The organism is Weizmannia acidilactici (assembly GCF_008974185.1).
Lineage (GTDB): Bacteria > Bacillota > Bacilli > Bacillales > Bacillaceae_C > Weizmannia > Weizmannia acidilactici.
In genome coordinates, this window is record NZ_BKZP01000013.1 from 55,217 (window position 1) to 80,834 (window position 25,618).

Annotated in this window: 22 protein-coding genes, 1 pseudogene and 1 riboswitch; of the genes and pseudogenes, 21 read left to right on the plus strand and 2 right to left on the minus strand. The window is 47.1% G+C overall.

What is annotated here, in order from left to right; all coding sequences use genetic code 11:
* Nucleotide 1: 1 nt before the first annotated feature.
* From pheS to BpJC4_RS07550, 3 genes are all read left to right on the plus strand, one after another.
* Complete coding sequence (gene pheS / locus BpJC4_RS07540) at nt 2–1,039, plus strand: phenylalanine--tRNA ligase subunit alpha (protein WP_151680296.1); 1,038 nt, start codon at nt 2–4, stop codon at nt 1,037–1,039.
* 14 nt (nt 1,040–1,053) lie between these two features.
* Nucleotides 1,054–3,468 (plus strand): phenylalanine--tRNA ligase subunit beta, encoded by a 2,415-nt coding sequence (pheT, locus tag BpJC4_RS07545; protein ID WP_151680295.1) that lies wholly within the window; start codon nt 1,054–1,056, stop codon nt 3,466–3,468.
* A 77-nt stretch (nt 3,469–3,545) separates the two neighbouring features.
* On the plus strand, nt 3,546–3,737 hold the full coding sequence (locus BpJC4_RS07550; protein WP_151697731.1) for a hypothetical protein: 192 nt from the start codon (nt 3,546–3,548) through the stop codon (nt 3,735–3,737).
* 49 nt (nt 3,738–3,786) lie between these two features.
* Here BpJC4_RS07550 and rnhC read toward each other — a convergent pair whose 3' ends face one another.
* The gene (rnhC, locus tag BpJC4_RS07555) at nt 3,787–4,719 is read right to left on the minus strand and encodes a ribonuclease HIII (RefSeq protein WP_151680293.1); all 933 of its coding nucleotides are present in this window, start codon (nt 4,717–4,719) and stop codon (nt 3,787–3,789) included.
* A gap of 115 nt (nt 4,720–4,834) precedes the next feature.
* Here rnhC and zapA point away from each other — a divergent pair, with 115 nt between their 5' ends.
* From zapA to BpJC4_RS07615, 12 genes and pseudogenes are all read left to right on the plus strand, one after another.
* Nucleotides 4,835–5,107 (plus strand): cell division protein ZapA, encoded by a 273-nt coding sequence (zapA, locus tag BpJC4_RS07560; protein ID WP_151680292.1) that lies wholly within the window; start codon nt 4,835–4,837, stop codon nt 5,105–5,107.
* Complete coding sequence (locus tag BpJC4_RS07565; protein ID WP_172967490.1) at nt 5,100–5,630, plus strand: CvpA family protein; 531 nt, start codon at nt 5,100–5,102, stop codon at nt 5,628–5,630. The genes zapA and BpJC4_RS07565 overlap by 8 nt, the downstream gene beginning before the upstream one ends.
* A 346-nt stretch (nt 5,631–5,976) precedes the next feature.
* Nucleotides 5,977–7,695: a DNA polymerase/3'-5' exonuclease PolX gene (gene polX, locus BpJC4_RS07570; protein ID WP_151697732.1), complete on the plus strand. Its 1,719-nt coding sequence runs from the start codon at nt 5,977–5,979 to the stop codon at nt 7,693–7,695.
* Nucleotides 7,696–7,829: 134 nt separating this feature from the next.
* Nucleotides 7,830–10,184 carry an endonuclease MutS2 gene (locus tag BpJC4_RS07575; protein WP_151697733.1) on the plus strand — a complete coding sequence of 785 codons (2,355 nt, stop codon included), beginning with the start codon at nt 7,830–7,832 and terminating at the stop codon, nt 10,182–10,184.
* Nucleotides 10,185–10,422: 238 nt separating this feature from the next.
* Nucleotides 10,423–12,119 (plus strand): annotated as a pseudogene (locus BpJC4_RS07580) (AMP-binding protein).
* Between the two features lie 145 nt (nt 12,120–12,264).
* Complete coding sequence (fadR, locus tag BpJC4_RS07585; protein WP_151680288.1) at nt 12,265–12,858, plus strand: fatty acid metabolism transcriptional regulator FadR; 594 nt, start codon at nt 12,265–12,267, stop codon at nt 12,856–12,858.
* Between the two features lie 43 nt (nt 12,859–12,901).
* Entirely contained in the window at nt 12,902–13,675 is a 774-nt protein-coding gene (locus tag BpJC4_RS07590) for an enoyl-CoA hydratase (protein WP_151680287.1), read from the plus strand.
* A 64-nt stretch (nt 13,676–13,739) separates the two neighbouring features.
* Nucleotides 13,740–14,513, plus strand: coding sequence for an electron transfer flavoprotein subunit beta/FixA family protein (locus BpJC4_RS07595; RefSeq protein WP_151680286.1), 774 nt, complete (start codon nt 13,740–13,742; stop codon nt 14,511–14,513).
* Nucleotides 14,514–14,540: 27 nt separating this feature from the next.
* Complete coding sequence (locus BpJC4_RS07600) at nt 14,541–15,521, plus strand: electron transfer flavoprotein subunit alpha/FixB family protein (protein ID WP_151697734.1); 981 nt, start codon at nt 14,541–14,543, stop codon at nt 15,519–15,521.
* 194 nt (nt 15,522–15,715) lie between these two features.
* Complete coding sequence (gene trxA / locus BpJC4_RS07605) at nt 15,716–16,030, plus strand: thioredoxin (RefSeq protein WP_151697735.1); 315 nt, start codon at nt 15,716–15,718, stop codon at nt 16,028–16,030.
* A gap of 72 nt (nt 16,031–16,102) precedes the next feature.
* Nucleotides 16,103–17,875: an excinuclease ABC subunit UvrC gene (uvrC, locus tag BpJC4_RS07610; RefSeq protein WP_151697736.1), complete on the plus strand. Its 1,773-nt coding sequence runs from the start codon at nt 16,103–16,105 to the stop codon at nt 17,873–17,875.
* A 130-nt stretch (nt 17,876–18,005) separates the two neighbouring features.
* Nucleotides 18,006–18,183, plus strand: a riboswitch (Lysine riboswitch).
* A gap of 167 nt (nt 18,184–18,350) precedes the next feature.
* On the plus strand, nt 18,351–19,580 hold the full coding sequence (locus BpJC4_RS07615; protein ID WP_151697737.1) for an aspartate kinase: 1,230 nt from the start codon (nt 18,351–18,353) through the stop codon (nt 19,578–19,580).
* Nucleotides 19,581–19,792: 212 nt separating this feature from the next.
* On the opposite strand, the gene BpJC4_RS07620 is transcribed toward BpJC4_RS07615, so the two are convergent.
* Nucleotides 19,793–20,242: a YslB family protein gene (locus tag BpJC4_RS07620; RefSeq protein ID WP_151680281.1), complete on the minus strand. Its 450-nt coding sequence runs from the start codon at nt 20,240–20,242 to the stop codon at nt 19,793–19,795.
* A 440-nt stretch (nt 20,243–20,682) separates the two neighbouring features.
* Here BpJC4_RS07620 and BpJC4_RS07625 point away from each other — a divergent pair, with 440 nt between their 5' ends.
* From BpJC4_RS07625 to BpJC4_RS07650, 6 genes are all read left to right on the plus strand, one after another.
* Complete coding sequence (locus tag BpJC4_RS07625; RefSeq protein WP_151680280.1) at nt 20,683–21,291, plus strand: succinate dehydrogenase cytochrome b558 subunit; 609 nt, start codon at nt 20,683–20,685, stop codon at nt 21,289–21,291.
* Nucleotides 21,292–21,372: 81 nt separating this feature from the next.
* Nucleotides 21,373–23,124: a succinate dehydrogenase flavoprotein subunit gene (gene sdhA, locus BpJC4_RS07630; protein WP_151680279.1), complete on the plus strand. Its 1,752-nt coding sequence runs from the start codon at nt 21,373–21,375 to the stop codon at nt 23,122–23,124.
* 75 nt (nt 23,125–23,199) lie between these two features.
* The gene (gene sdhB / locus BpJC4_RS07635; RefSeq protein ID WP_151680278.1) at nt 23,200–23,967 is read left to right on the plus strand and encodes a succinate dehydrogenase iron-sulfur subunit; all 768 of its coding nucleotides are present in this window, start codon (nt 23,200–23,202) and stop codon (nt 23,965–23,967) included.
* A gap of 107 nt (nt 23,968–24,074) precedes the next feature.
* Nucleotides 24,075–24,551 (plus strand): acyl-CoA thioesterase, encoded by a 477-nt coding sequence (locus tag BpJC4_RS07640; protein WP_151680277.1) that lies wholly within the window; start codon nt 24,075–24,077, stop codon nt 24,549–24,551.
* A gap of 151 nt (nt 24,552–24,702) precedes the next feature.
* Complete coding sequence (locus BpJC4_RS07645; protein ID WP_014097816.1) at nt 24,703–24,927, plus strand: helix-turn-helix domain-containing protein; 225 nt, start codon at nt 24,703–24,705, stop codon at nt 24,925–24,927.
* A 237-nt stretch (nt 24,928–25,164) separates the two neighbouring features.
* Entirely contained in the window at nt 25,165–25,416 is a 252-nt protein-coding gene (locus BpJC4_RS07650) for a DUF1648 domain-containing protein (RefSeq protein WP_253693577.1), read from the plus strand.
* Nucleotides 25,417–25,618 lie beyond the last annotated feature (202 nt).

Genomic DNA, 25,618 nt, shown 5'->3' on the forward strand with positions numbered 1-25,618 from the left:
AATGGAAGAAAGATTAAAAGAACTGCAAACTGAAGCCCTCGCCAAAATCGAAGAAGCGGCCGATTTAAAAACATTAAACGACATTCGCGTTGCCTATCTCGGCAAAAAAGGGCCGATTACGGAAGTCCTGCGCGGGATGGGCAAATTATCGGCGGAAAAGCGGCCGAAAATGGGTGCGCTCGCCAATGCGGTAAGGGTTGCGATCCAAACCGGGATTGAAAAGAAACAGGTCGCTTTGGAAGCGGAAGCCATCGAAAAGCAACTGGCATCCGAAAAAATTGATGTCACGCTGCCGGGTCGCCCGGTAAAAACAGGAAACCAACATCCGCTTACAAAAGTCATCGAGGAAATTGAAGACTTGTTCATCGGGATGGGATACAAAATTGCCGAAGGGCCGGAAGTGGAAACCGATTATTACAATTTCGAAGCGCTGAACTTGCCGAAAGGGCATCCGGCGCGTGATATGCAGGACACCTTTTATATTACCGGGGAAATTTTGCTCAGGACCCATACGTCGCCGAACCAGGCAAGGACGCTTGAGAAGCATCATGGCAAAGGCCCTGTTAAAATCATCTGCCCGGGGAAAGTGTACCGACGCGATAACGACGATGCGACACATTCTCACCAGTTTATGCAGATTGAAGGGCTTGTCGTGGATGAAAACATCACCATGGCTGATTTAAAAGGCACCCTTGAAGTTTTTGCGAAAAAAATGTTCGGTGAAGACCGCGAAATCCGTCTGCGTCCGAGCTTTTTCCCGTTCACCGAACCATCTGTTGAAATGGATATTTCGTGCAAAATGTGCGGAGGGCACGGCTGCCATGTATGCAAAGGCACCGGCTGGATTGAAATTTTAGGGGCCGGCATGGTACATCCGCGCGTGTTAACAATGTCCGGATTTGATGCCGATAAGTACACTGGTTTTGCGTTCGGCATGGGGCCGGAGCGGATTGCGATGCTAAAATACGGCATCGATGACATCCGCCATTTCTATACGAACGATATCCGTTTCTTACAGCAGTTTTCCGTACAAGAATAAGGGAGGAATAAGCGATGTTTGTTTCATATAAATGGCTGCAGGAATATGTGGATTTGGACGGCATTTCGCCGGCAGAACTGGCCGAAAAAATTACGAGAACCGGGATTGAAGTCGAAAGCGTTGAATTCAGGGGCGAAGGCATTAAAAATGTCGTCGTCGGGCATGTGCTCGAAAAAGAAAAACATCCGAATGCCGATAAATTAAATAAATGCCTTGTCGATATCGGGGAAGGCGAACCGGTACAGATTATTTGTGGCGCGCCGAATGTCGATAAAGGGCAGAAAGTAGCGGTTGCGAAACCGGGCGCCTGGCTGCCGGGCCATGTGAAAATCAAACGCTCGAAGCTGCGCGGCGAGGAATCGAACGGTATGATCTGCTCGCTGCAGGAACTCGGCGTCGAAAGTAAGCTCGTGCAAAAAGAATTTGCAAACGGGATTTATGTTTTTCCAAATGATGTGGAAGTCGGGCAGGATGCGGTGCCGCTTTTAGGTTTGGATGATACGATCATTGAACTCGGCCTGACCCCGAACCGGGCGGACTGCTTAAGCATGCTTGGTGTGGCATATGAAGTGGCCGCGATTCTCGGCAGAGACGTGAAGCTGCCGGAAACGGAAGTGCAGGAAGTTTCCGACAAGGCAACAGAAGCCATTTCGGTGCGCGTGGATGCGAAGGAAGCCGCGCCATTATATACCCTAAAAGTCATCCGCAATGTAAAAATCGGCCCGTCCCCGCTTTGGATGCAGGTGCGCCTCATGGCTGAAGGGATCCGCCCGCACAACAATGTGGTCGACATTACGAACTATATTTTGCTCGAATACGGCCAGCCGCTCCATGCGTTTGACTACGACAAGCTCGGCTCGAAAGAAATCGTTGTCCGCATGGCGCACGAAGGCGAAAAAATAGTGACGCTTGATGATCAGGAACGCACGTTAAAATCAAGCCATTTGGTGATCACAAACGGCACCGTACCTGTCGCCATGGCCGGTGTGATGGGTGGCGCCAATTCGGAAGTATCCGATAGCACGACAACCGTTCTGCTTGAATCGGCTTATTTTGATGCTCAAACGATCCGCACTGCTTCGAAAGACCACGGGCTGCGCAGCGAAGCCAGCAGCCGCTATGAAAAAGGGATTGACCCGAACCGCGTGTATCCGGCAGCTGAAAGGGCCGCGATGCTCATGGCCAAATATGCCGGCGGGGAAGTGCTCTCCGGAATAGTTGAAGCAAACCATTTTCGGGTAGAACCTGCTGTCGTGACGATTACGCTTGAAAAAATCAACCGTGTGCTCGGCACAAATATCACACAGGAAGAAGTACTCGATATTTTTAAACGCCTGCAGTTTGAAGCAAAATACGAAGTCGGCCGTTTCACGGTCGTTGTGCCGACCCGCCGCGGTGATATTACAATCGAAGAAGATTTGATTGAGGAAGTCGCGCGCTTGTACGGCTATGACAATTTGCCGAAAACATTGCCGGCGGGTGCCGGGACACAGGGAGGTCTGACAAAAATCCAGAAAAAACGCCGCGTAACAAAACGTTTTTTGGAAGGCGCCGGATTGTACCAGGCAACGACCTATTCGTTAACAAGCGAAGAAAAAGCGCGTCAGTACGCGCTTGAAAAACGTGAGCCTGTCCGGATTTCCATGCCGATGAGCGAAGAGCGGAGCGTTTTGCGGTTGAGCATTTTGCCGCATTTGCTTGAATCTGTCGCCTATAATGTTGCCCGCAAAAATAACTCGGTTGCACTGTATGAAGTCGGCAACGTCTTTTTGAAAAAAGCGGAAGGAGAACAGCCGGAAGAACAGGAGCATCTCGCCGGTGCCATTACCGGACTTTGGGTCGCAAACCTTTGGCAGGGCGAAAAGAAAGCCGTGGATTTCTTCGTCGCGAAGGGGATTTTGGAAGGTTTGTTTGAAAAACTCGGCGTTGCGGATGCAGTATCTTTCCAGGCGCAGGAAATCGACGGGCTGCATCCGGGAAGGACGGCGAAAATTTTGCTTGGCGGGAACGTAATCGGTTTTGTCGGCCAGGTGCATCCGAATGTGCAAAAAGAGCTGGACATTAAGGAAACGTACGTATTTGAACTGAAGCTCGGTCCGGTTTACGATTATCCGGTTGAGCCGATTCAATACCAGCCGATCCCGAGATTTCCGGCGGTCACTCGGGATATTGCTCTCGTTGTGGATCGGGGTGTGGAAGCCGGACATTTGCAGACTGTTATTGAAGAAGCCGGCGGTGCGCTGTTGAAATCCGTTTCCATTTTTGATTTGTATGATGGCGAACATATGGAACCGGGTAAAAAATCCATTGCCTTCTCGCTTACTTATTACGATCCGGAACGCACATTAACGGATGAAGAAGTAGTTTCCCAGCATGAAAAAGTGCTGGCTGCGGTAAAAGAAAAAACAGGCGCGGAATTAAGGGGATAATTCGTGAATGAGGAGAGGCCGTGATGGTCTTCTCCTTTTTTCATGATGATCTAATTGGATGACCAGGCAGGAATTCCATGGAGAACGGGGATCATTTATTAAAAATAGGCGAGAAAAAATTCAATATTGGGGAGAAACATCCGGATCGGGTAGAAGCCGTGATACGGGCGAGAAACAAATGGAAAATGGGGATCATTTTTCAAGAGGCAAGAAAAATACCGAAAATCGGTGGAGAAAGAAACCGCAATCGGGGAGAATCAGCTGTGTAAAAATGAGCCTGTTCCAAAAAAAGAACAGGCCCTGGAAACCAAATCGAAACTATTTTACACCCGCAATCCGCTTTGCTTTTTCCGTATTGGCAAAATGGAGTTTCACAAAATGCGGCAGCACGTCCAAGCCGCGTGCCTTGATCAGCCGTGCACAAGCGGCATCTACCTGTGCCCCGGCCCCCTTTGGCAACACACCCCCGGCTTCCTTGCCCAATTTTTCAAACTCACGCACAAATGCGTACCTGGCCAGGATCGAAGCGGCCGCAACCGCAAGATGGACGCTCTCCCCTTTTGTGCTGAAAAACACGTTGTCGCGCACCACATTTTTTTCGTTTTGCAAATACCGGTAATAGGTCGGGGCTTCAGCAAACTGGTCCACTAAAATTGCATCCGGCTTTTCCGGCGCGATTTTTTGCAATAGATTGTAGAGGGCGCGGTTATGGAGCATGGCTTTCATTTTTCCCTGAGACATCCCGGACTGCTGGAGCCGGTTATACTTTTCATTTGGCAAAACCAACAAGCTGTAAGGGATAAAGTGGAGCAGTTCTTTTGCGATGCTTGCAATCTGATGGTCTGCCAATCCTTTCGAATCTTTCACACCCAATTCCTTTAAGAGCGGAATCTGGTCTTTTTTTACGTAAGTGCTGGCCACCGTGATAGGGCCGAAATAGTCACCCGTTCCGACTTCATCGGAACCGATGACAGACATCGAGCCAATATACGGCGGCAGCGGGTTGCCGGAAGTTTTTGGTTTAGCGCTAGCAGGCTTCTTTTCCACTGCCTTTCCCCATTTTGCGGCTTCAGCTTCGCCTCCGGGCCCCTGAAACAGCACTTTTCCCGACCGGTAAGCGGTGACCTGGCATCCCGGGATTTTCGCGGCAAAAATTGCGCCGGCAGGTATTTTATTCAATTGGGCAGTTTGATAATATTCTTTCATTTCCTGGATGGCTGAATGTGAAGCCAGAATGACAGTATTGGACATTTTGATTCCTCCAGAGGATTGAGATTTGTATGAAAATGTTCGACAGTGTTAGACAAAGGGTTTTCCAACATGATATGATAAGGAATAGGATTCTTAAAAGGGGAGGCAAGCAACATTGGAAAAAACCCGAATTACAATCGGCATATACGGACAGCAATATACCATAGTTGGAACGGATCCGGCAAGCCATATTCGCTTAGTTGCCTCGATGGTCGATGAAAGAATGCGGGAAATCAGTGCAAAGAATCCTTCATTAGATACGAGTAAACTGGCTGTCCTGACAGCCGTGAATGCTGTCCATGATTATATAAAGCTGAAAGAGCAGTATGAGCTGCTTGAGCAGCATTATTTACAATTATTAAAGAAGGATGAAGGTGAACATGGTTAATATAATCATCATCTTGTTGCTGGTGCTCGGTTTTTTTAACGGAAAGCGGAAAGGCTTTATTCTGCAGGCTGTTCATATTGCAGGGTTTGCCATCGCCTCCATTGTCGCTTATATGCTGTATGATGATCTGGCGGAAAAACTTAAGCTGTGGATTCCTTACCCATCCTTCAGTCAAACAAGCCCGTTTGCGCTTCTTGTTCACCAATCCGATATGGAGACCGCTTTTTACCGGATCATCGCTTTTGCCATCCTTTTCTTTGCCGTAAGGATCTTTTTGAATATTGTGGGGTCTTCTCTTACTTTTGTGGCCCAGCTGCCGGTTTTAAAACAAATAAACGGATGGGCGGGCGGAATCTTGGGTTTTGCCGAGCTGTATCTGATCCTCTTTATTATACTGTACATTGGATCCTTGCTGCCGATTGATTCCATCCAAACTGCGCTGAGCCAGTCTGCCGTTGCGGAAGGTATGATCAAAAATACCCCGTACATCTCGGGTCTTGTGGAACAGTGGTGGACGAAATAAGAAAAGCACAGGTTGCCCGTGATCTGCGTATGGAACAGCGGGCGCTTTCTCGGGGTAAAAGAACGACCAGGCACAGGGCAGATGCCACACATATATAAGCGGAAGCGGCCAAACAAGCACTTCTCTTTGCCGGGAAGTGTTTCTTTTTGGATTGGCTCTGTTACGTGCAGGGTGAAGGCGCAACTTGCGGATCCCCTGTAGGAGGCAGCCCCTCCCGCCATGTTTTTCGGGATTCCCGATCATCCATCATATCAATTATAAAGCGCGCCGCTTCATGAATAAATGAAAATTTGCTAGTATTATTAAATGAAATAAAGGAAAATCAGTCTCCAAAGGGGGCAGGCGTATGCAGATAGATAAACGTAGCGTAATCCGATTGCTGGAACAAATAGCGGTCTATATGGAACTCAAAGGGGAAAACCACTTCAAAATCGCTGCCTACCGTAAGGCTGCATCAGCATTGGAAGCGGACGGTCGCGACATTTCTGAGATCGACAACTTTTTGGAACTTCCGCATATCGGAAAAGCGACTGCCTCGACGATCGAAGAATTCCTTTCTACCGGAAAATCTTCCTTGCTTGAGCAATTAAAAAATGAGATTCCAAAAGGATTAATCCCGTTAATGCAAATACAGGGCCTCGGGGCCAAAAAAATATCAAAGTTGTACAGGGAACTTGGCATTATGGATGCGGAGTCTTTGAGAAAAGCATGTGAAGAAGGAAAAGTGGAAACGTTAAAAGGTTTTGGAAAAACAACCCAGTCCAATATTTTACGGGCCCTTGATGCGCTCGGGGCAAAAACGGACCGGTATCCGATCGGCCAAATGGTTCCGGTTCTTTTGATGATAGAAGAGACCCTTTCCCAGATCAGAAAAGTGGAAAAATTTTCCCGAGCCGGAAGTGCAAGACGGTTTGAAGAAACATTAAAAGGCCTCGATTATGTCATTGCCACATTTGATCCAAAGCCCGTTATAGAGGAAATTCTCCAGATGAATGAAGTGGTGGAAGCCGTCGCGGTCAGGCTATCAAAAGTGACGGTCAAACTGAAAGGCGAAAACGGCTTGCAAGTCACTTTCCGCGTTGTCCCGCCCGACCAATATGCTGCGGCGCTCCAATATTTTACGGGGTCAAAACAGCATAATCGCCGGATGAGGCAGATCGCCAAAGAACGTGGCGAAAAAATTAGCGAATACGGCGTGGAAAGGCTTGATACCGGAGAATTTTTAACATTTTCAAGCGAAGCGTCGCTATACCATTATTTTGGCTTACCGTACATCCCTCCTGAAATCCGTGATGATGGCAGTGAAATTGAAATGTATAAAGGAACCCCGTTTATCCAGTTGGATGACCTGCGAGGCGATTTGCACATGCATACGGACTGGTCCGATGGAAAAGCTTCGCTTGAAAAGATGGTCAATGCGTGCAGGCGAAAGGGATACGAATATATCGCCATTACCGACCATTCCAAGTATTTAAAGGTGGCAAACGGGCTGTCACGTGAACGCTTGCTGAAACAAATGGAAGAAATCCGCCGCTTGAATGAAAAATATCCGGATATCCTCATTTTATCCGGTATTGAAATGGATATCTTGCCGGACGGGACATTGGACTTTGATGACGGCCTCCTTTCCAGGCTCGATTTTGTGATTGCATCGATCCATTCCGGCTTCGGGCAGAGCCGCACACAAATCATGAAACGGTTCCGGCGGGCATTTGAAAATCCGCATATTGATATGATTGCCCATCCGACCGGCAGATTGGTCGGGAAAAGGCAGGGCTACGATGTGGATATAGATCTTTTAATCCAATGGGCAAAAGAAACCAATACGATACTGGAATTAAGCGGGGATCCGAACCGGTTGGATTTATCCGCAACAAATGCCAGGAAAGCGCAGGAGGCCGGCGTGAAAATCGCCATTAACACCGATGCGCACAGCATCAGGGAATTGGACAATATTGCATTCGGAGTTGGAACGGCAAGAAAAGGCTGGATTGAACCGAAAAATGTTGTCAATACGTTTTCGAGGGAACAATTCATCCGCTTTTTAAATGAAAAGCGCAGATAAATTTTACTGCCGGGAAAATCCGCCGGCCGCCCCGTTGTAAGCGGACTTCGCGGCCATGGACAAATTATTAAACGGCCAAAACAGAGTGCAGTTTTCCGGGGACAGGAGATCCGGAAAGCATGGAGGATGAATATATGAAAGGAAAAATCATCAAAACGCTGGAGTTTGATAAAATTAAGGGCTTACTGCTTGAGCACGCCTCTTCGCCGCTAGGGGCCGAGAAAATTGAAGCGCTGTTTCCTTCCTCTTCTTATGAAGAAGTCATGCGGATGCAGGAGGAAACGGATGAAGCGGCCCGGGTGCTCCGCTTAAAAGGGCATGTTCCGCTATCAGGGATATATGACATCCGCCGCCATCTGAAAAGGGCGTCAATCGGGGGCAGGCTGAACCCAGCGGAACTTATGCAGATCGCCAGCACCATTTATGCCAGCCGCTCAATGAAATGTTTTATTGAAGGCATCGTAGAGGAAGGCACTGAACTCCCGATTTTAGGGGGAATGGCGGAGGGCATTGCAATCCTAACCCCGCTTGAGCATGAAATCAAAAATGCGATCGACGAAAACGGTGAAGTGCTCGATACAGCAAGCGAAACATTAAGGCAGATTCGCCAAGGGCTGCGCGGAACAGAACGGCGTATCCGCGAAAAGCTGGAAGGGTACATTCGCGGAAAAAATGCGGCCAAAATGCTGTCGGATGCCATTATTACGATTCGCAATGAACGCTACGTGATCCCGGTCAAGCAGGAATACCGCGCCAATTACGGGGGTATTGTACATGACCAGTCTTCTTCCGGGCAGACGCTGTTTATCGAGCCACAGTCAGTCGTGGAACTGAATAACCAGCTCCGCGAATGGCATTTGAAAGAGCAGCAGGAAATCGACAGGATTTTAAGCGGGTTGTCGGCTGCCGTTGCCGGACAAGCCGGCGAACTGGGAACAATCATTGGGATTTTAGCTGATTTTGATTTTATTTTTGCCAAAGCTTTATACGGCAGGTCGATAAAAGGGTCGAAACCATCCATGAACAAAGATGGTATCATCCGCCTGTTCAAAGCCAGGCACCCTTTGCTGCCGATGGACAAGGTTGTGCCGAATGATATCGCGCTTGGCAAGGATTATACAACCATTGTCATTACCGGGCCGAATACGGGAGGGAAAACCATTACGTTAAAAACAATCGGTATATGCACGCTGATGGCGCAGGCTGGGCTGCAGATCCCCGCTCTAGATGGCTCGGAAATGGCGGTGTTCAAAGAAGTATTTGCCGATATCGGTGATGAGCAGTCGATCGAGCAGAGTCTGAGTACGTTTTCGTCGCATATGACAAATATTGTCGACATTTTGAACCGTGTTGATCGCGAATCGCTCGTATTATTTGATGAGCTCGGTGCCGGGACCGACCCGCAGGAAGGGGCAGCCCTTGCAATTTCCATTTTGGATGAGGTTTACAACCGGGGGGCGCGCGTTGTCGCCACGACACACTACCCGGAATTGAAGGCATACGGCTATAACCGCAAAGGCGTCATCAATGCAAGCGTCGAGTTTGACGTCGACACTTTGAGTCCGACATACCGGCTTTTGATTGGCGTTCCGGGGCGGAGCAATGCGTTTGAGATTTCCGAACGGCTCGGGCTGTCCCCTTCCATCATTGAACATGCCAAGTCGTATATCGGCGCGGACACGAACCAGGTCGACAATATGATTGCTGCGCTTGAATCTGCAAGGCGCGAGGCGGAAAAAGAGCGGCAGGAAGCGCACGAACTTGTGAAAAATGCCGAAAAACTACATAAAGATTTGCAAAAACAGATGATGGAATTTTATGCCCGCCGTGATGAGCTGTATGAAAAAGCCGAAGCAAAAGCGGCAAAAGTGGTGGAACAGGCGAAAGAAAAAGCTGAAGAAATTATCCGTGATTTGCGGAAAATGCAGTTCGATACGAAAGCAAATATTAAAGAACACGAACTGATAGAAGCGAGAAAACGGCTCGAGGAAGCCGCGCCGAAACTGGATAAATCAAAACCGCACGCTAAGGCGAAGCAGCAGCATACGTTCCGGCCTGGCGACGAAGTAAAGGTATTGAGCTTCAACCAAAAAGGCACACTGCTTGAAAAAACGGGTAGCGGCGAGTGGCAGGTGCAAATGGGTATCATGAAAATGAAAGTGAAAGAATCTGACCTCGAATTTATCCAGGTGCCGCAAAAACAGCCAGAAAAGCACCTTACAACCGTAAAGGGGCCTGATTACCATGTCAACCTGGAGATCGATTTGCGCGGCGAGCGCTATGAAGACGCACTGTTAAAAGTTGAAAAATATATTGACGATGCGCTTTTGGCCGGCTATCCGCGTGTCTCAATCATCCACGGCAAAGGGACAGGTGCACTTCGAAACGGCGTACAGGAATATTTGAAGCACCACCGCGCAGTGAAACGCATCCGCCTTGGCGAAGCAGGGGAAGGAGGAAGCGGCGTGACAATTGTAGAATTTAAATAAACCAAGCAGGCAGGGGGATGGCAAATGTTTTTGGACAGGCTTGCAAAAATTTTAATTGTGTGCTGCATCATTTTTGTGCTGCTTGGCATTATTTATCTTGCCATTGCAGACTAACGGAGGGAGAAGGAGCGGATCCTTCTCCTTTTTCGGTACAAAGATTTGTCAGCGATTTTATCTTTCGTTATAATAAAATGAGAAATGGGAATTTTCAAATACTATTAAAGTTGGAGTGATGCAAATGTCAGAAAAGCCGTGGCTGTCCCAGTATCCACCGGAAATCCCGACTTCCATTGAGTATGAGCGCAAACCGGTCTGTGCTTTTTTGACCGAAGCGGCAGAATGCTATCCCGAAAAGAAGGCGCTCCATTTCATAGGAAAAGAAATGTCGTACCGGGAAGTATATGAGTCCGCGCTGAAATTTGCCCGGTATTTAAAAAAATCGGGGTGGAAAAGGGCGACAGGGTTGCGGTCTTGATTCCGAATTCTCCGCAGGCGGTGATCGGTTTTTACGGTGTCCTTTATGCAGGGGGCGTTGCTGTCATGACAAACCCGCTCTATACGGAAAGGGAGCTTGAATACCAGCTGAAAGACTCCGGTTCCAAGGTAATTTTGACGGTTGACTTTTTATATCCAGTTGTGGCAAAAGTTTTTCGAAAAACTGATCTCAAGCACATTATTGTAACCGCTATCGAAGATTATCTGCCGTTCCCAAAAAATGTTCTATATCGTTTTATCCAAATGAAACAGATGGGTATTGCCGTACAGGTGAAACACGAAACCCACCAACATTTGCTGAAAAGGATTTTACAGGAAGAAAAAGCGGAGCCGCTGGACATTCCGTTCGACTTTGAAGAGGACCTGGCGATACTCCAATATACATGCGGCACAACTGGCGTGCCAAAAGGGGTTATGCTGACGCACAAAAATCTCATTGCGAACGCGGCGATGTGTGGCGCCTAGATGTATAAAGCGAAAAAAGGGGAAGAAGTCGTGCTCGGCTTGCTTCCGTTCTTCCATGTGTATGGCATGACAACCGTGCTGATCCTTTCTGTCATGCAGGGCTTCAAAATGATATTAATCCCGCGTTTTGACGGAGGATCATTACTGAAAACGATCGAAAAACAGCGTCCGACAATGTTTCCCGGTGCACCGACGATTTATATCGGACTTTTGAACCATCCAAAAATCGGGCGATATGACTTATCATCGATCGAAGCGTGCATCAGCGGTTCCGCCCCGTTGCCGGTAGAAGTGCAGCAAAAATTTGAAGAAGTGATGGGCGGCAAGCTTGTAGAAGGGTACGGGCTCAGCGAATCTTCCCCCGTGACACACGCCAATTTTGTTTGGGGAAAACGCGTAAAAGGGAGCGTCGGTGTGCCATGGCCGGATACGGACTGCCGGATCCTCTCTCTGAAAGACGAAAAGCCTTTGCCGCCGGGCGAGGTTGGTGAGCTGGCAGTCAAGGGCCCGCAAGTTATGAAAGGCTACTGGAACAGGCCTGAAGAAACGGCGGAGGTGCTGAAAGACGGCTGGCTCTTGACAGGTGACTTGGCGTATATGAATGAGGAGGGTTTTTTCTATATCGTCGACCGTAAAAAAGATATCATCATTGCGGGCGGCTATAATATTTACCCGCGCGAAGTCGAAGAAGTGTTATACGAACATCCGGCTGTGCAGGAAGCGGTTGTCGCCGGGGTTCCGCATCCGTACCGCGGGGAAACGGTCAAAGCTTATATTGTGCTGAAAGAGAACATGACAGTGACGGAAAAGGAACTGGACCGATTTGCGCGCAAATATCTTGCGGCTTACAAAGTCCCGCGCATTTACGAGTTCCGCGATGAACTGCCGAAAACCGCAGTCGGCAAAATTTTGCGTCGCTCATTGGTTGCAGTAGAAAAAGAAAAGGTGGAAAATGGAGATGAGAAGATCAGTTAGCAAAACTTTTTTCAAAACAGCACTTGACAAGCGGGCGAATCATATATAATATAAAATTATGAATGAATGATCATTCATTTTAAATACAGCTGTTATCGAAATAGGTGTTCTAACTTATAGATGAAAAGATGAAAGGTGATAGTCCGTGAAAAAAAATAAACCGAAATACAAACAGATTATAGATGCAGCAGTGGTGGTTATAGCGCAACACGGCTATCATCAAGCTCAGGTGTCAAAAATTGCAAAACAGGCGGGGGTAGCAGACGGAACGATCTACTTGTATTTCAAAAACAAAGAAGACATCCTTATTTCTTTGTTTGAAGAAAAAATGCAATTATTTATTGAAAATATTTCTGATTTTATTGAAGGGGATTACAGCCCTTCCGAGAAATTGCTGAAAATGATCGAAAACCACTTCAAAATACTGTCAAGCGACCATAATTTGGCGGTTGTCACGCAATTGGAATTAAGGCAAACGAACAAAGATTTGCGGTTAAAAATCAACAGTGTGCTGAAAGAGTATTTGACGCTCGTTGACAAAATTATCCGCGAAGGGATGGAAACGGGAGAATTTGATCCGGAGCTTGATGTCCGGCTGGTGCGGCAGATGATTTTTGGGACAGTAGACGAAACGGTGACAACATGGGTGATGAACGAAGGAAAATACAATCTCGTTTCATTAGCTGCACCCGTCCATCACTTAATCATTAACGGCTGCGGCAGGAAAAAGGCGGTTTAGCTCCTGCCGGGCTTCCCATAAAAAGTGAGGGGGTAAAGACGGGATGGAATACATCACAGTAAAGCGCGAGAACGCGGTCGCCTGCATCGAAATCAACAGGCCGCCTGCCAATGCGCTCGCACAGGCGCTTTTAAAAGAATTTGCGGAAGCGCTTGACCAAATCGAAAATGATGCGGAAAGCCGGGTGGTGCTGATTTACGGTGTCGGGCGGTTTTTCTCCGCAGGTGCTGATATTAAAGAATTTGTCCAGTTGAGGGAAAGCGGCAGCTTCGATTCTCTGGCGGTTTCAGGCCAGAAATTGTTCGAAAAATTGGAAGCGTTCCCGAAACCGGTGATTGCAGCGATCCACGGCGCTGCGCTCGGCGGCGGTCTGGAACTGGCGATGGCCTGCCATATCCGCCTTGTAGCCGAGAATGCGAAGCTTGGACTGCCGGAGCTTCAGCTTGGGCTTGTGCCGGGATTTGCAGGGACGCAACGGCTTCCAAGGTATGTCGGGCCCGGCAAAGCATTTGAAATGCTGTGGACTAGTGACCCGCTTACCGGAACCGAAGCGGTGCAGTGGGGGCTGGCCAACCATGCTTATAAGGAAGAAGAACTGCTTTCGAAAGCGAAAGCGCTCGCGGGAAAAATCGCAAAGAAAAGCCCGCTTGCCTTAAAAGCGTCTATTGAACTTGTAAACTATGCAAAGACAAATGAATATGAAAAAGGCCTGCAGCAGGAATCCGCCCGTTTTAAAGAGCTGTTCGGCTCGGAAGACGGAGAAGAAGGCATCAAAGCCTTTATCGAAAAAAGGGAGCCCCGTTTTACCGGGAAATAAATTATTCCTTATTATGTATGTGCTTAAATTATTAAATTTTGAATATATTTGGGGAGGGACCGGCATGAACATCTTTGTTTTATTAAAAAGAACATTTGACACAGAAGAAAAAATTACGACTTCAAACGGCCGTATTCAGGATGATGGTGCGGAATATATTATCAACCCGTATGATGAATATGCCGTCGAAGAAGCCATCCAGCTTCGCGATGCGCACGGCGGAGAAGTGACCGTCGTAACGGTCGGTAATGAGGAAGCGGAAAAACAATTGCGGACGGCGCTGGCCATGGGCGCGGATAAAGCGGTGCTTATCAATATTGAGGATGATGTGGAATATAGCGACCAGGTGACAACGGCAAAAGTGCTTGCCCGATATTTAAAAGAGCAGGAACCAGATCTGATTATCGGCGGAAACGTCGCCATTGACAATGCTTCCGGCCAGGTCGGACCGAGGGTGGCGGATCTGTTGGGCATCCCGTACGTGACCACGATTACAAACCTGGAAATCGACGGGGACAAGGTAACCGTAACAAGGGATGTGGAAGGGGATTCAGAAATCATCGAAACAACGCTTCCGTTGCTTGTCACGGCGCAGCAGGGCTTAAATGAGCCGCGCTATCCCTCGTTGCCCGGCATTATGAAGGCAAAGAAAAAGCCGCTGGTAGAACTCGAACTCGATGACCTCGATCTCGAAGAAGACGACGTTGAGCCGAAAACAAAAACGATCGAAGTATATTTGCCGCCGAAAAAAGAAGCGGGGAAAGTGCTTGAAGGCGAAATCTCCGATCAGGTAAAAGAACTCGTCCAATTGTTGCATAACGAAGCGAAAGTCATTTAATTGAAATTGGTACTGGAGGGGAACAGAATGAGTCGAAAAGTATTGGTACTCGGAGAAGTCCGCGATGGATCGCTCCGCAATGTGTCTTTTGAAGCTATTGCCGCAGGGAAAACGGTTGCGGAAGGCGGGGAAGTAGTCGGTGTTTTAATCGGGGATTCCGTTCAAAATTTGTGCAAAGATATGATTCAATACGGTGCTGACCGTGTTGTAGTTGTGGAAGACGGGAATCTAAAAAACTACTCTTCAGACGGTTTTTCGCAGGCCTTCCTTGCCATTGTTCATTCAGAAAATCCGGACGGCATCATTTTCGGACATACCGCGCTCGGCAAAGATTTGGCGCCAAAAATTGCAAGCAAACTGGATGCCGGCCTCATTTCGGACGCGACAATCGTAGAAGCGGCGGGCGAACATGTTGTCTTTACCCGGCCGATTTATTCCGGTAAAGCATTTGAAAAGAAAATCATTACAGACGGCATCATTTTCGCCACTATCCGCCCGAACAATATAAGCCCGCTTGAAAAAGATGAGTCCAGAACAGGGGATGTCCAAACGATTCAAGCGGAGATTAAAGATTTGCGAACCATTATAAAAGAAGTTATCCGTAAAGCGAGTGAAGGCGTTGACCTTTCTGAAGCGAAGGTGATCGTCTCCGGCGGCCGCGGCGTAAAAAGCGCGGAAGGCTTTAAACCGCTGAAAGAGCTTGCCGATGTGCTCGGCGGCGCGGTCGGGGCTTCACGCGGCGCATGCGATGCAGGCTACTGCGATTATTCCTTGCAAATCGGGCAAACCGGGAAGGTTGTTACTCCGGACCTGTACATTGCGTGCGGCATTTCGGGCGCGATCCAGCATCTGGCCGGCATGTCCAATTCAAAAGTCATTGTCGCCATCAACAAAGACCCGGAAGCCAATATTTTTAACGTGGCGGACTATGGCATTGTCGGCGACCTGTTTGAAGTCGTGCCGCTTTTGACGGAAGAATTCAAAAAATTAAAAGTCACGACGGCATAACCAAAAGGGCTTGGGCGGCAGATTCCCCCAGGCCCTGCTTTATGTTGGAAATTCATGCAAAAAGGGTATAAAATAATAAAATCATTACTGCATTTTTTGGGTGAATGATTCAAACATAACATTCGCATCATATGGAAAAGGATGATATACTTATCATCAGCAGTAATAGTTTGACTTAGGAGGGTTTTATCAATATGGCAATTACTCATGCAACTGACGCTACTTTCGAACAGGAAGTCAGCGAAGGTTTGGTTTTAACGGACTTTTGGGCAACTTGGTGCGGTCCGTGCAAAATGATTGCACCGGTTTTGGAAGAAATTGACGCAGAAATGGGCGACAAAGTCAAAATCGTAAAAGTGGATGTCGATGAAAACCAGAAAACTGCAAGCAAATTCGGGATTATGAGCATTCCGACGCTTGTCGTAATGAAAGACGGCAAACAGGTTGACAAAGTAATTGGTTACCAACCGAAAGAAGCTTTGGAAGAATTAGTGAAAAAACATTTATAATCCATGCATGTCGAATCCGGGTCAGAAATGGCTCGGATTTTTTACAGATCGCAATATTTGAGGTGAGAGAAATTGAACGATACCATCCGCAATAAACTCGCCCTCCTACCCGATCAGCCTGGCTGCTATTTAATGAAAGACAGGCAGGGGACCGTCATCTATGTTGGGAAAGCCAAAATTCTAAAAAATCGTGTCCGCTCTTACTTCACCGGTTCGCACGATGGAAAAACACAGCGGCTTGTGAGTGAGATCGAAGACTTTGAATATATTGTCACTTCATCCAATATCGAGGCCCTCATTCTTGAAATCAACCTGATCAAAAAGTATGATCCGAAATACAACGTCATGCTGAAGGACGACAAAACGTATCCGTATATCAAACTGACGCATGAACGGCATCCGCGCCTGATCACGACCCGGAAAGTGAAAAAAGATAAGGGAAAATATTTCGGGCCGTATCCGAATGTCCAAGCTGCTAACGAAACAAAAAAGCTGCTTGACCGGCTGTATCCTTTAAGGAAATGCACCAATCTCCCAGATCGCGTTTGCCTTTACTACCACATGGGCCAATGCCTGGCGCCGTGCGTGAATGAGGTCAAAGAAGAAACGTACAAAGAAATTACCTATGAAATCACCCGTTTTTTGAACGGGGGTTATACTGAAATCAAAAAAGAATTGGAGCAAAAAATGCATGCCGCCGCGGAAAGGCTGGAATTCGAGCGGGCGAAAGAATACCGCGATCAGATCGCCAATATTGAAATGACGATGGAAAAGCAGAAAATTACGATGACCGATTTTACCGACCGCGACATTCTCGGCTATGCGGTTGATAAGGGCTGGATGTGTGTCCAGGTGTTTTTTATGCGTCAGGGGAAGCTGATCGAACGGGATGTTTCATTGTTTCCGATTTACGATGAACCGGAAGAAGAATTTCTAAGCTATCTCGGCCAGTTTTATGCAAAACCGGAGCATATCAAGCCGAAAGAAGTGCTGATCACTGAAAAAGCGGACCGGGAACTGGCGGAACAGTTATTGGAAACAAAAGTGCTACAGCCAAAAAAGGGGCAGAAGCATGAACTCGTGCTGATGGCCGAAAAAAATGCCGCGATTGCCTTGAAAGAAAAATTTGCCTTGATTGAACGCGATGAAGAACGGACCATCAAAGCTGTCGAAAATCTCGGGGAAAAGCTCGGCATCTACACGCCGCACCGCATTGAAGCTTTCGATAACTCCAATATCCAGGGTACGAACCCTGTTTCGGCCATGGTCGTGTTTATTGACGGAAAAGCGGCGAAAAAGGAATACCGGAAATATAAAATTAAAACCGTGGAAGGGCCGGATGATTATGAATCGATGCGGGAAGTTGTCCGCCGCCGCTATACCCGCGCCCTGAAAGAAAAATTGCCGCTTCCGGATCTTATTATCATCGACGGCGGAAAAGGGCAGATTGATGCGGCAAGGGATGTGCTGGAAAACGAATTGGGGCTTAAGATCCCGATCGGGGGGCTGGCAAAAGACGAAAAGCACAATACTTCGCAGCTTCTGTTCGGAGATCCGCTCGAAATTGTGCCGCTTGACCGGAACAGCCAGGAATTTTATCTGCTCCAGCGCATTCAGGATGAAGTGCACCGTTTTGCCATTACGTTCCACAGGGAATTGCGCGGAAAATCCGCATTCCAGTCAATTTTGGACGACATCCCGGGCATTGGGCCGAAACGGAAAAAACAGCTGCTCCGGCATTTTGGATCCGTCAAAAAAATAAAAGAAGCCAAACCCGAAGAATTTATTGAAATCGGGATCCCACGGCCGGTTACTGAAATATTAATCAAAAAATTACAAGAATAGCCTAGCCGAAGTTTTCAGTTTGTGTTATAATCGTTGTAAAATTTCATATTGCTACTTTGTTAGGGGATTGTTGGCCGTTTATAATGCGGTACCGTTGCAGCGGCCGGCAGTTTTTCATCAGAGCATTTTCGTTCATGATAGAGGCGCGGGGCTTAAGAGTAAAGGGCCGGAGAAGATTGGGCTTCTGTGAAGGTTCTTGAAAGGAAGTTCCGCCGAAGTGAAAATGGCCTCAATGCCATTTTTGCTGGTTCTGTATTGAAGAAATCCAGAACTGTCAAGATGGAATATCTTGGAGCGCTATCTCATAAAAGTGACTGCGTACCCGCGTATTCAAAAGCAATGAGATATCCGTTCTCATTGCTTTTTTTGGTCGGGCAGGCCTTGCCGGTGCCAATACCGGAAAGGCGCAGTCAAATCGCTTTTGCTTTGAATGGTAGCCTCATACATCACAAATAGAAGAAGGTAGGCGGCATAATTGGGAATCATTGTTCAAAAATTTGGGGGAACTTCAGTCGGAAATGTGGAAAGAATCAAAAATACGGTGAACCGTATTATCGAAGAAAAAGAGAAAGGAAATGATGTTGTTGTCGTCGTTTCTGCCATGGGCAAGACGACCGACCAGCTTGTTTCTCTGGCAAATGAGCTTTCTTCCTATCCTGCAAAGCGGGAGATGGACATGCTTTTGTCCACCGGCGAGCAGGTAACCATTTCACTGGTTGCCATGGCATTAATTGACAGGGGCTATGATGCCGTTTCCTATACCGGTTGGCAGGCTGGCATCGTGACTGAAGCGGTGCACGGGAATGCCCGAATTTTGGAAATCCGCACCGATAAAATCAAATCCCATTTGGAAAAAGGGCAGATTGTGATTGTAGCGGGATTCCAGGGTGTTACCGAAGAGGGTGAAATTACGACACTGGGCAGGGGCGGTTCGGATACAACGTCGGTCGCGCTCGCTGCGGCATTGCATGCGGACCGCTGCATCATTTTTACGGATGTAACAGGCGTATTTACATCCGATCCGCGCTATATACCGAATGCCCGGAAGCTTCAGGCTATATCGTATGATGAAATGCTTGAGCTTGCGAATCTTGGTGCCGGCGTATTACATGCCCGGGCTGTGGAATTTGCCAAAAATTTCTCGGTTCCGCTTGAGGTCTGCTCCAGTTTGGAAAAAGTTGAAGGTACGTTCATTGAGGAGGAAGTTGCAGTGGAGAAAAATTTAATCGTCCGCGGTGTGGCATTTGAAGACGCCATTACAAGAGTCACTATTTTCGGGTTGGAGAACGGGTTCCGCAATTTATCGGATATTTTCACGATTCTGGCGGACCATCATATTGATGTGGACATCATTATCCAAAACCAGACGGCTGACAATAAAACTTATTTATCCTTTTCCATTAAAGATAAAGATTTGAAAGATACAGCCGATATTTTGGAATTCAATAAAGCACGGCTTGGTATTGACCATTTTGAAACGGAAACGGGCCTTGCAAAGGTGTCGATCATCGGCTCGGGCATGGTTTCCAATCCGGGTGTTGCGGCGAAAATGTTTCAGGTTCTTGCAGATAACGGAATTGCCATTAAAATGATCAGCACTTCTGAAATCAAAGTTTCCACCGTCGTTGACGAAAAAGAAATGATCCGTGCGGCGCAATGCCTACACAACGCATTTGAACTCGATGCCGTGGAGCAAAATATTTAAAAGAAAGGTTATTCGTGATCAATGTTGATGATCGCGAAATCCGCTTCGCTAATGACGCGTCCGCGGGCCGCCCCGCCGAATACCACGGCATGTGGGCTCTCTTCTTGTCCGCTTATTCCGCGGGAGTCCCAGAATTAGTGATCATCAACAATAAAATTTAACAGAGCCAAAAGAAAAAGCAGGGGCCGGTTGCCCCCTGCTTTTTGCACTTTTTATTCGCCGGATGGGTCTTTTTGGTCCCACTGCACGGTAATGCGTACTTTTTTTGCTTTTTTCATCACTTCTTCCGCAGCTTCCGTAATCAGTTTTTTCTGCATTCGGTACTGTTCGGCCAAAAAACCTGCTTCAAGCTTAAAGGTGGATTCCCGGCCAATTTCCAGCTGCCTGCCGATGATCGGGCCGGCGAGCTCAAATTCGATTCTGTATTTCTCTTCTTTTTTTATTGTTAAGGTTCCCCATCCTGCTTCATGAAAAAAAGAAACAATCTCATCAAAGGTGATCAGCGGGAATTTCCTTGCTAAATGTTTTCCTGCCCAATATAAAATATCGGGTGTTTCTTTGCCGAGAATTTCCGGAATTAATATATCACGCATCAGCTCGTACCCGAAAGCGGGCACCGTCAGCTGCTCAGCCGCTGTATCGTTGCCAGTAGAAGATTTCACGCGATTCCCCTCTTTCTTATATGCTATATTATATACAAAATAAATCCGGACTTAAAAGGCATTTTTATAAAATATGTATAAAAACAAACGATTTCCGGCCGCGTTCCGGAACCGGGGAGAGCACTTCAAGCAGTTTACCGCATTTCTATTAAAATTTTATTAAAATATGCAGCCTATGGATAAAAATTCCTATTTAATACAAATATCATGTTGAGTATACACTATTCTAAAAAAATGATTAAAAAATGGGATATCGTAATAAAAAGACAAATTAGTAGCATTTTTGGCGCATTTTTATGAATGCGTTTCCTTGACGTGCCCATTTGTCGGGAGTACAATAAAACTGTCACATAATTGTTATAAAAACATTTATGCAAAAAGAAAGCATGATTGATATTGTTTTCTTTGCATAAATTCACACTACAAAGGGGGATACACTTGTGGCTGGAAACCGAGAGTTTTATCACCGCAAACTGCATTCTTTGTTGGGTGTCTTTCCAATCGGCTTGTTTTTAGTCATACATTTGACAGTAAACCACTATGCAGTAGACGGAGCCGCTTCATTCAACAAAGCAGCAAACTTTATGGAACATTTGCCGTACCTTCTGTTTCTGGAAGTGGTACTCATCTATTTGCCGCTCTTGTTCCACGCGATTTACGGCTTGTACATTGCGTTTACCGCTTCAAGCAATGTAGGGAGATTGGGGTATTTCAGGAACTGGATGTACCTGATGCAAAGGATCAGCGGTGTGCTGGTACTGATTTTTCTTGTATTTCATATCTATGAAACCCGTATTCAAATGGCACTCGGCAAACCATTAAATTTTGATTTGATGGCAAACCTGCTATCCAATCCATGGATGCTTGCCTGGTACATAATTGGGACAGTGGCTGCCATATTCCATTTTTCTAACGGCCTGTGGAGTTTCCTCGTCAGCTGGGGCATTACGCAGTCACAGCGTTCGCAGCAGATTTCCACTTATGTGATGGTCGTTGTGTTTGTGCTGCTGTCGATTGTCGACGTTAGAGCTTTATTAGCATTTGCATAATGAAAACGATTGATAAACGGAAGATTGATTGTTTGGCAGATTGAGAGATATGCATCAAGTATGTAGAGGGAGTGAATCGCGATGAATAAAGGCAAAATCATCGTTGTCGGCGGGGGACTGGCCGGCTTGATGTCAACCGTAAAAATTGCGGAAGCGGGCCGACAGGTAGAATTGTTTTCTTTAGTGCCGGTGAAACGGTCGCACTCTGTCTGCGCACAGGGTGGCATTAACGGCGCAGTCAACACAAAAGGTGAAGGGGATTCCCCATGGATCCATTTTGATGATACAGTATACGGCGGGGACTTTCTGGCCAACCAGCCTCCGGTAAAAGCGATGTGTGAAGCTGCACCTGGCATTATTCATTTATTTGACAGAATGGGTGTTATGTTTAACCGCACGCCGGAAGGGCTTTTGGATTTCAGACGTTTTGGCGGAACGCAGCACCACCGGACGGCTTTTGCCGGCGCAACAACCGGGCAGCAGCTTTTGTACGCACTGGATGAGCAGGTAAGGCGCCATGAAGTGGACGGGCTGGTTACAAAATACGAAGGCTGGGAATTCCTTGGAATTATTAAAGACGATGAAGGGGTCTGCCGCGGGATTGTCGCACAAAACTTGAAAACAATGGAAATCAAAGCTTTTCCTGCTGATGCCGTGATCATGGCGTCAGGCGGACTTGGCATTATTTTCGGAAAATCGACCAACTCGATGATCAACACCGGTTCAGCGTCGTCGATTGTTTATCAGCAGGGCGCAACTTATGCGAACGGAGAATTTATCCAAATCCACCCAACGGCGATACCAGGCGATGACAAACTCCGGCTGATGAGCGAATCGGCCCGCGGGGAAGGCGGACGCATCTGGACATACAAAGACGGTAAACCTTGGTATTTCCTTGAAGAAAAATATCCGGCTTACGGAAACCTTGTTCCGCGTGATATCGCGACCCGTGAAATTTTCCATGTTTGCGTTGATTTGAAGCTCGGCATTAATGGGGAAAACATGGTGTATCTCGATTTGTCGCATAAGGACCCGCATGAACTTGATGTAAAATTAGGCGGAATTATTGAAATCTATGAAAAATTTGTTGGAGAAGACCCGCATAAAGTGCCGATGAAAGTATTCCCGGCTGTGCACTATTCGATGGGCGGATTGTGGGTTGACTATAAGCAGCACACGAGCATTCCGGGCTTGTTCGCGGCGGGCGAATGCGATTATTCGATGCACGGTGCCAACCGATTAGGGGCGAACTCGCTTCTTTCCGCGATTTACGGCGGAATGGTTGCGGGGCCTGAAGCCGTGAACTATATCGACGGCCTTGAAAAGAGCACAGATGCACTGCCGTCAAGCGTTTTTGAACGTGGGGTTCAGGAGCAGGAGAAAAAATGGAATGAAATCCTGTCGATGGATGGAACCGAAAATGCCTATGTTTTACATAAGGAACTAGGCGAATGGATGACGGAAAATGTGACGGTTGTCCGCTACAATGACCGTCTGAAGAAGACTGACGAAAAGATTCAGGAATTAATGGAAAGATGGAAGCATATCAATGTCGGGGATACGTCAAAATGGAGCAACCAGGCTGCAACATTTACGCGCCAGTTGTATAACATGCTCCAGTTAGCGCGGGTCATTACCATTGGTGCTTTAAATCGCAATGAAAGCCGCGGGGCCCACTATAAACCTGAGTTTCCGGACCGAAACGATGAAGAATGGCTGAAAACCACAATGGCAAATTATGACCCTGTGAAGAATGAACCGGTCTTCAGCTATGAAGACGTCGATGTATCCCTTATTAAACCTCGTGTACGCGACTATACGAAAAAACATTAATTTCGGGCGGGGGATGCAGCCCCTATCCACAGGGCCCGCAAGAGAGTGAGACCAAAAGGAAAGAGGAGAATAAGGATGGGTGAACAAAAAACCGTTACATTGATCATACAACGCCAGGACAACCCGGAATCGCAACCTTACGAAGAAACGTTCAAAATTCCGTATCGTCCGAATATGAACGTGATTTCGGCTTTAATGGAAATCCGCCGGAATCCGGTCAATGCAAAAGGGGAGAAAACAACGCCTGTTGTTTGGGAAATGAACTGTTTGGAAGAGGTTTGCGGCGCCTGTTCTATGGTGATCAACGGCATGCCACGCCAGGCATGCTCGGCACTCGTGGACAAACTGGAGCAGCCAATCCGCCTCGCGCCAATGCGGACATTCCCGGTTGTTCGCGATTTGCAGGTTGACCGCAGCCGCATGTTTGACTCGCTGAAAAAAGTGAAAGCGTGGATCCCGATTGATGGAACTTATGATCTGGGCGAAGGGCCGCGCATGCCGGAGAAAAAGCGGCAATGGGCTTACGAATTGGCAAAATGCATGACATGCGGTGTATGTTTGGAAGCCTGCCCGAATGTCAACAGCCATTCCAATTTTATCGGGCCAGCCCCGCTGTCGCAAGTCCGGTTATTTAACGCGCATCCAACCGGCCATATGAACCGTGATGAACGGCTCGAAGCAATTATGGGAGACGGAGGTCTAGCCAATTGCGGCAACGCACAAAACTGCGTACAGGCTTGCCCGAAAGGCATTCCGCTGACCACTTCGATTGCGGCTTTGAACCGTGAAACAACGATTTATATGTTTAAAAAGTTCTTTGGAAGCGATCATACGGTAGACTGATGCGAAGAACGCCACATCAAAAAACAAGGGAAAAAAATAACATGATGTGGTGTTCTTCTTTCCAAGAGAAACGAATGAATACTCATTCAATTTCAGGGGGATGAAAATTGAAAAAGATATCCTATATCGGAGACTGGTCCTTATGGCAGAAGGGGTTTAGCTTTTGTCTGCCTGTAACGGTGCGCTTTTCCGAAACAGATATGTTCGGCCATATGAATAATACGGTCCCTTTTATTTATTTTGAGCAGGCCAGGATTGCGTTTTTACAACAATTAGGCTTTATGGGGGAATGGGCACGAAAAGGCGCCAAAAGCATTCCCGTCGTTGCAGATTTGCAATGCGATTATTTGCGGCAGGTTTTTTTCAATGATAAGCTCCGTATTTATGTAAAAGTGCAAAAAGTCGGAAACTCCTCTGTCGACATTCATTATATGGCAAAAAATGAAGTAGATGAAATTTGTTTTACCGGCCGCGGCACGTTGGTGCAAATCTCTGTTGAAACGGGGAAGGGCTTGCCGTGGACGGAGGAAGAAAGGGAGAGGTTGCTCGGTCCGGCTTCCGTCGTTTCCTCAGGCGGTAAATAGAATTTACGGCTTTCGCCCTTTTTTTGCCTATTTATCTGTTTCCTTGCTCCGCCAAGTCACTCCCGGGTGTGAAAAAACATAAGATATCGTGACAACCAAAATACCCATCCCCGCGGTTTAAAGCTGGCGAAGGCAAGGAGGGTTACTATAGTTGAAGGACAACGATTTCACCCATAAACCGCTGCTGACAAAAAGAGAAAAAGAAGTATTCGAGCTGTTAGTACAAGACAAGACAACGAAAGAAATCGCGAGCGAATTGTTTATCAGCGAAAAAACAGTTCGAAACCATATTTCCAACGCCATGCAGAAGTTGGGAGTCAAGGGGCGTTCGCAAGCTGTCGTGGAATTGCTCCGCATGGGAGAATTAAAGCTTTGATACGAAATCGGCTGCAATTGTTGCAGTCGATTTTGTTCATATTTTACAGGACTTTGAATAATGGGAAGTAGAATCATTCTACTTTTTTAAAACAGCCATGAAAATGAAGTATAATAGAAAAAAGGATGTGATACGATGCGCTTTTTTCTGAAGATCATCGAACCAAAATTTTTGCTGTATGTGATCGTGTTAGCTGCCGCCATTTCCGTTATCGGGCTTTTCTTTGCCCCGGTAAACATGCCCTCCCATTTTGACGCGGATTTCCGGCCGGACGGATATTTAAATAAATGGATCGGATTGTGGATTTTGCCTGTTATCATGTTTTTATTGTGGCTCGCAGGAAGAAAGAGTATATCTTTTAAAATTGGCATTTTGATCATGGTAGGATTTCTCATCCATATTTCGCTTGTATTTTACGCGATATTTTTGGCTGGGTGCTCTATTTCTCGATTACGATTCGTGGCAAATCTAACGGTTTTTCCCTATTAAATTTTATTATTTTTGGTCGCGAAATCCGCTCCGCACATAAGGCGTACGCGAGCCTCCCCGCCCGATACTTCAACATGAGGGAACCTTCTTGCCTGCTTATCCCGCAAGAGTCTCAGAAATTAGCAATATTAACATTGATCACGAGTATAGCCAATTGGTTGAAATCAAAGTTTGATGTGAAATTCCGGCGGAGATAGTAAAG

Bases quoted from the DNA above. Each gene is read 5' to 3' on its own strand.
- pheS (WP_151680296.1), top strand. From the start codon at position 2: ATGGAAGAAAGATTAAAAGAACTGCAAACTGAAGCCCTCGCCAAAATC.
- polX (WP_151697732.1), top strand. From the start codon at position 5,977: ATGCAGATAGATAAACGTAGCGTAATCCGATTGCTGGAACAAATAGCG.
- pheT (WP_151680295.1), top strand. From the start codon at position 1,054: ATGTTTGTTTCATATAAATGGCTGCAGGAATATGTGGATTTGGACGGC.
- rnhC (WP_151680293.1), bottom strand. From the start codon at position 4,719: ATGTCCAATACTGTCATTCTGGCTTCACATTCAGCCATCCAGGAAATG.
- BpJC4_RS07575 (WP_151697733.1), top strand. From the start codon at position 7,830: ATGAAAGGAAAAATCATCAAAACGCTGGAGTTTGATAAAATTAAGGGC.
- trxA (WP_151697735.1), top strand. From the start codon at position 15,716: ATGGCAATTACTCATGCAACTGACGCTACTTTCGAACAGGAAGTCAGC.
- BpJC4_RS07550 (WP_151697731.1), top strand. From the start codon at position 3,546: ATGGAGAACGGGGATCATTTATTAAAAATAGGCGAGAAAAAATTCAAT.
- BpJC4_RS07590 (WP_151680287.1), top strand. From the start codon at position 12,902: ATGGAATACATCACAGTAAAGCGCGAGAACGCGGTCGCCTGCATCGAA.
- BpJC4_RS07565 (WP_172967490.1), top strand. From the start codon at position 5,100: ATGGTTAATATAATCATCATCTTGTTGCTGGTGCTCGGTTTTTTTAAC.
- BpJC4_RS07650 (WP_253693577.1), top strand. From the start codon at position 25,165: ATGCCCTCCCATTTTGACGCGGATTTCCGGCCGGACGGATATTTAAAT.
- BpJC4_RS07600 (WP_151697734.1), top strand. From the start codon at position 14,541: ATGAGTCGAAAAGTATTGGTACTCGGAGAAGTCCGCGATGGATCGCTC.
- sdhB (WP_151680278.1), top strand. From the start codon at position 23,200: ATGGGTGAACAAAAAACCGTTACATTGATCATACAACGCCAGGACAAC.
- sdhA (WP_151680279.1), top strand. From the start codon at position 21,373: ATGAATAAAGGCAAAATCATCGTTGTCGGCGGGGGACTGGCCGGCTTG.
- BpJC4_RS07595 (WP_151680286.1), top strand. From the start codon at position 13,740: ATGAACATCTTTGTTTTATTAAAAAGAACATTTGACACAGAAGAAAAA.